At 73.6% G+C, this 5,389-nt stretch carries 3 protein-coding genes; 1 reads left to right on the top strand and 2 read right to left on the bottom strand.

The window, feature by feature from the left end; translation table 11 throughout:
* Window positions 1–40: 40 nt before the first annotated feature.
* The gene (locus tag ACFU0Y_RS16750) at window positions 41–3,493 is read right to left on the bottom strand and encodes a pyruvate carboxylase (protein WP_380215869.1); all 3,453 of its coding nucleotides are present in this window, start codon (window positions 3,491–3,493) and stop codon (window positions 41–43) included.
* A 344-nt stretch (window positions 3,494–3,837) separates the two neighbouring features.
* Here ACFU0Y_RS16750 and ACFU0Y_RS16745 point away from each other — a divergent pair, with 344 nt between their 5' ends.
* A complete protein-coding gene (locus ACFU0Y_RS16745) occupies window positions 3,838–4,626 on the top strand; it encodes a ParA family protein (RefSeq protein WP_380215867.1) in 789 nt (262 codons plus the stop codon).
* A 10-nt stretch (window positions 4,627–4,636) separates the two neighbouring features.
* Here ACFU0Y_RS16745 and ACFU0Y_RS16740 read toward each other — a convergent pair whose 3' ends face one another.
* Window positions 4,637–5,239, bottom strand: a complete 603-nt coding sequence (locus ACFU0Y_RS16740) for a MerR family transcriptional regulator (protein ID WP_380215865.1) — start codon at window positions 5,237–5,239, stop codon at window positions 4,637–4,639.
* Window positions 5,240–5,389: the final 150 nt, after the last annotated feature.

The raw sequence follows: 5,389 nt of genomic DNA, 5'->3' as shown, positions 1-5,389 counted from the left end.
CTCCCGGAGCGGGCGCGGCGCCGGTGGCCTCGGTGCCGGGTCAGTCGGCGGAGCCGAGCACCAGCAGGAGGTCGCCGCCGGTCACCTGGGCGACCCCCTGCAGCGCCACCCGCTGGACGGTGCCGGCGCGGGGCGCGGTGATGGAGGCCTCCATCTTCATGGCCTCGATGGTGGCGACCTGTCCGCCGGCCTCCACGGTGTCGCCCTCGGCGACGGTCACGGTGACCGCCCCGGCGAAGGGGGCGGGGACGTGGGCGGGGTCGGCGGGGTCGGCCTTCTCGGTCTCCGGCACGGCCGAGGCCACCGAGGTGTCGCGCACCTCGATCATCCGGGGCTGGCCGTTGAGGGTGAGCATCACGGTGCGCATGCCCTTCTCGTCCGGCTCGGAGATGGCCTGCAGGGTCACCAGCAGCCGGACGCCTTTGCCGAGGGAGATCACGTGCTCGTGCTCGGAGGTCAGCCCGTAGAGGAAGTCCCGGGTGTGCAGCAGCGCCAGCTCCCCGTACTTCGCCCGACCGGCCTCGTAGTCACGCGTCGGGCCGGGGAACAGCAGCCGGTTCAGCGTGGCCCGCCGGGTGGCGGAGTCCCCCGCCAGGTTCTGCGCGTCCTCCGGGGCCAGCTCGGTGACCCCGACCTTCACGGTGCGCCCCTCCAGGGCCTTGGAGCGGAAGGGCTCGGGCCAGCCGCCGGGAGGCGTGCCGAGCTCGCCGGCGAGGAAGCCGATCACCGAGTCCGGCAGGTCGAACCGCTGCGGATCGGCCTCGAACTCCGCCGGGTCCACGCCCATCCCGACGAGCTGGAGGGCGAGGTCGCCGACGACCTTGGAGGACGGGGTGACCTTCACCAGCCGGCCCAGCATGGCGTTGGCGGCGGTGTACATGTCCTCGATCGCCTCGAACCGCTCCCCCAGTCCCAGGGCGATGGCCTGCTGGCGCAGGTTGGACAGCTGACCCCCCGGGATCTCGTGCCGGTAGACCCGCCCGGTGGGAGCGGTCAGCCCGGACTCGAACGGGGCGTACATCCGGCGGATGACCTCCCAGTACGGCTCCATCGCCGTGGCCGCCTCCAGCGGGATCCCCGTGTCGCGGTCGGTGTGGGCCAGGGCCGCCACCAGCGCCGAGGCCGGCACCTGCGAGGTGGTCCCGGCCATCGAGGCCTCGGCGACGTCCACGGCGTCCACCCCCGCGTCGATGGCCGCCATCAGGGTGGCCAGCTGGCCGCCGGCGGTGTCGTGGGTGTGCAGGTGCACGGGCAGCTCGAAGCGCTCCCGCAGCGCGCGCACCAGCCGCCCGGCCGCGGCCGGGCGCAGGAGCCCGGCCATGTCCTTGATGGCCAGCACGTGGGCGCCGGCGTCGACGCACCGCTGGGCGAGGTCGAGGTAGTAGTCCAGGGTGTAGAGGTCCTCGGCCGGGTCCAGCAGGTCCCCGGTGTAGCACAGGGCGACCTCCGCGACCGCGGTGCCCGTCTTGCGCACGGCCTCGATGGCGGGAGCCATCTGCTCCACGTCGTTGAGCGCGTCGAAGATCCGGAAGATGTCCACCCCGGTGGCCGCGGCCTCGGTCACGAACGCGTCCGTCACCTCGGTGGGGTACGGGGTGTAGCCCACGGTGTTGCGCCCGCGCAGCAGCATCTGGATCGGGATGTTCGGCATCGCCTCGCGCAGCAGTCGCAGCCGTTCCCACGGGTCCTCCCCGAGGAAGCGCAGCGCCACGTCGTAGGTCGCCCCGCCCCAGGCCTCCACGGACAGCAGCTGCGGCAGGGTGTGCGCGTAGGCCGGGGCCGCGGCCAGCAGGTCGCGCGTGCGCACCCGCGTGGCCAGCAACGACTGGTGGGCGTCGCGGAACGTCGTGGAGGTGACCGCCACAGCCTGCTGCTCCCGGAGGGCCTTCGCGAAGCCCTCCGGCCCCAGCTCCTGCAGCCGCTGCCGCCATCCGGGCGGCGGGGTGTGCTCGGACGGCCCGTCGAAGGGGGAGCGGAACGGCTCGTCCTGCTTGTCCCCGGGGTAGCGCGGCAGCTTGGTGCGCGGGTCGATGCCCTCCACCCGCTCGCCGTGGGGCTGGTTGACGGTGACCTCGGCCAGCCAGGTCAGCGCCTTCGTGGCCCGGTCCCCGGAGGTGCGGGCCTGGAGCAGCTCGGGGCGGCGCTCGATGAAGTCCGTGGCCACGTTGCCGGCCAGGAACTCCGGGTCGGCCAGCACGGCCTGGAGGAACTGGATGTTGGTGGCCACCCCCCGGATCCGGAACTCCGCCAGGGCACGCTGCGACCGGTGCACGGCGGTCGCGTAGTCCCGGCCCCGGCAGGTGAGCTTGACCAGCATCGAGTCGAAGTGCGGGGAGATCTCCGCCCCCGCGTACACCGTGCCCCCGTCCAGGCGCACCCCGGCGCCACCGGCGGAGCGGTAGGCGGAGATCTTGCCGACGTCGGGGCGGAAGCCGTTGGCCGGGTCCTCGGTGGTGATCCGGCACTGCAGGGCGGCGCCGCGCACGGCCAGGTCCTCCTGGGCGATCCCGAGATCGGCGAGGGTCTCCCCCGACGCGATCCGCAGCTGGGACTGCACGAGGTCGACGTCGGTGATCTCCTCGGTCACGGTGTGCTCGACCTGGATCCGGGGGTTCATCTCGATGAACACGTGCTGGCCGGCCCGCTCCCCGGCGGTGTCCACCAGGAACTCCACGGTGCCGGCGTTGACATAGCCGAGCTCCTCGGCGAACTTCACCGCGTCGGCGTGCAGTGCCTGGCGGATGCCCTCGTCGAGGTTCGGGGCCGGGGCGATCTCCACGACCTTCTGGTGGCGGCGCTGCAGCGAGCAGTCGCGCTCGAACAGGTGCACCATCCCGCCGTCGTTGTCGGCGAGGATCTGCACCTCGATGTGGCGGGGCCGCAGCACGGCCTGCTCCAGGAACACGGTGGGGTCCCCGAAGGCGGTGTCGGCCTCGCGCATCGCGGCCGCCAGCGCCTCGGGCAGCGCCTCGGGGGTCTCGACCCGGCGCATGCCGCGGCCGCCGCCGCCGGCGACGGCCTTCACGAAGATGGGGAAGCCGATCCCCGCCGCCTGCGCCAGCAGCTCGTCCGCGTCGGACGAGGGCTCCGTGGAGGCCAGGGTGGGGATGCCCGCCCGCTTGGCCGCCTTCAGCGCCGCGACCTTGTTCCCGGCCAGCTCCAGGATCTCGGCCCGCGGGCCCACGAAGGTGATGCCCTCCGCGGCCGCGGCCCGGGCCAGGTCCGGGTTCTCCGACAGGAAGCCGTAGCCGGGGTAGATCGCGTCCGCCCCCGACTCCTTGGCCACCCGGATGATCTCCGCCACGTCCAGGTACGCCCGGACGGGGTGGCCCTCCTCCCCGATCCGGTACGCCTCGTCGGCCTTCTGCCGGTGGATCGAGTTGCGGTCCTCGTACGGGAACACCGCCACCGTCTTCGCCCCGAGCTCGTACGCGGCACGGAAGGCGCGGATCGCGATCTCACCGCGATTGGCCACCAGGATCTTGGAGAACATCAACACCCGTTCCGCACCCGGGCCGTCCGGCGGACGTCCGGGCACTGATTCGTCGAAGGTCGTGCAACATCTCGCACACGGTCAGCATGGCCGTCCGCGGGCGTTCCTGACCAGTGAACCACGCCACCCCGGGGCGCACTGTGACACCTGTCACAGTGCGTCGTGCGAGTCGGCGCACCGCACCCCGCGGGACGACCGGCCGGTCGCGGAGGGCCCGCGCCGGACCCGGGCAGCACCCGGGCGCCCGGCTACGATGGGCGCAGTCGTCTCCTCCCCGTGGCCCCCGTTCCCGGACCCGAGGAGCCGCTCCTCCCGTTTCCCCGCGAGCGAAGGGTGTCCCCTCCGTGCAGATCGTCAGCGTCAGCAGCCTCAAGGGCGGTGTCGGCAAGTCCTCCGTGACCCTGGGCATCGCCTCGGCGGCCCTGCAGGCGGGAGTGCCCACTCTGGTGGTGGACCTCGACCCGCACGCCGACGCCACGACGGGCCTCGGCGTGCACCCCGAGCGGGGCCACGACATCGGTGAGGTGCTGCGCCGGCCGCGCCGGGGATCGCTCGAGCGCGTGGTCGTGGCCTCGGCCTGGGCGGTGCGGGACGGCCTGGACAGCAAGGCCCTGGACGTCGCACCGGGCTCGGCCCGCTCCTCGCACCTCGACCGCTCCGCGTACCGGGACAAGGACCTCGGCCGGCTGGAGCGGGCGCTCTCCGGTGCCGCGGGCTACGAGCTGGTGCTGGTCGACTGCCCGCCCACCCTGAGCGCCCTGACCCGCACCGCCTGGGCCGCCAGCGACAAGGTGCTCTCGGTGGCGGAGCCCTCGCTGTTCTCGGTGGCGGGGACCAAGCGCACGATGACCGCGATCGCCCAGTTCGAGCAGAGCCGCACGTGGGCCGTGCCCGCGGCCGGTGTGGTGGTCAACAAGGTCCGTCACTCGTCGGTGGAGCACCGTCACCGGCTGGAGGAGCTGCAGGAGCTGTTCGGCCCGCTGCTGGTCAGCCCGGTGCTCCCGGACCTGCCGGTCTGGCAGCAGGCGCAGGGCGCGGCCTGGCCGATCCACCGCTGGCCGGGGGCGGAGGCCCGGGACCTCTCCGGGCGGTACACGGCCATCCTGCAGGGCCTGCTCGACGGCTCGTCCTGAGCCGCCCGGTTCAGCCCGCGCTCTGCCGGCGGGCCCGCCGGGCGGAGAGCTCGTCGTCGGGCGAGGGTTCCTGGACGGGGGCACGGTCCGTTCCGGTGTGCTCCCCGGGCAGCGCCGCCAGCGACCCCTCGACCTCGCGCCACACCCGGCCCACGGCGATCCCGAAGACCCCCTGTCCGCCCTGCACGAGGTCGATGACCTCGTGGGGGGACGTGCACGCGTAGACGCTGGCGCCGTCGCTCATCATGGTGAGCTGGGCCAGGTCCGCCACGCCCTGGGCGCGCAGCGCGTCCACGGCCGTGCGGATCTGCTGCAGGGAGACGCCGGTGTCCAGGAGCCGCTTGACGATCTTGAGCACGAGGATGTCGCGGAAGCTGTAGAGGCGATGCGTGCCGGACCCGGAGGCGCCGCGCACGGTGGGCTCCACGAGTCCCGTCCGCGCCCAGTAGTCGAGCTGCCGGTAGGTGATGCCCGCGGCCTTGCAGGCGGTGGGCCCCCGGTAGCCGACGGACTCGTCCCGGATCACGGAGTCGTCGAAGAGGACGCCCTGGGTGCCGTGCGCCGGAGGGGCCCCGGTCCCCGCCGTGCCGCCGGGCTGCTCGCGGTCGCTCACGCCGCCTCCTCGCTCGTGGACCCGGGCCTCGCGGCGCCGGGAGTGGATGGTCTCGCAGAGACGTCCGGATCCCCCCGGGGACACCTCGAGTACACCTTACGACGGTAGACCTCCCCGGGGACGGGGTCAAAGGCCCGCGCCGCCCGGACC

Source organism: Kocuria sp. NPDC057446, assembly GCF_042802875.1.
In the GTDB taxonomy this organism is placed as follows: domain Bacteria; phylum Actinomycetota; class Actinomycetes; order Actinomycetales; family Micrococcaceae; genus Kocuria.
This window is presented reverse-complemented; position numbering and strand designations above follow the sequence as displayed.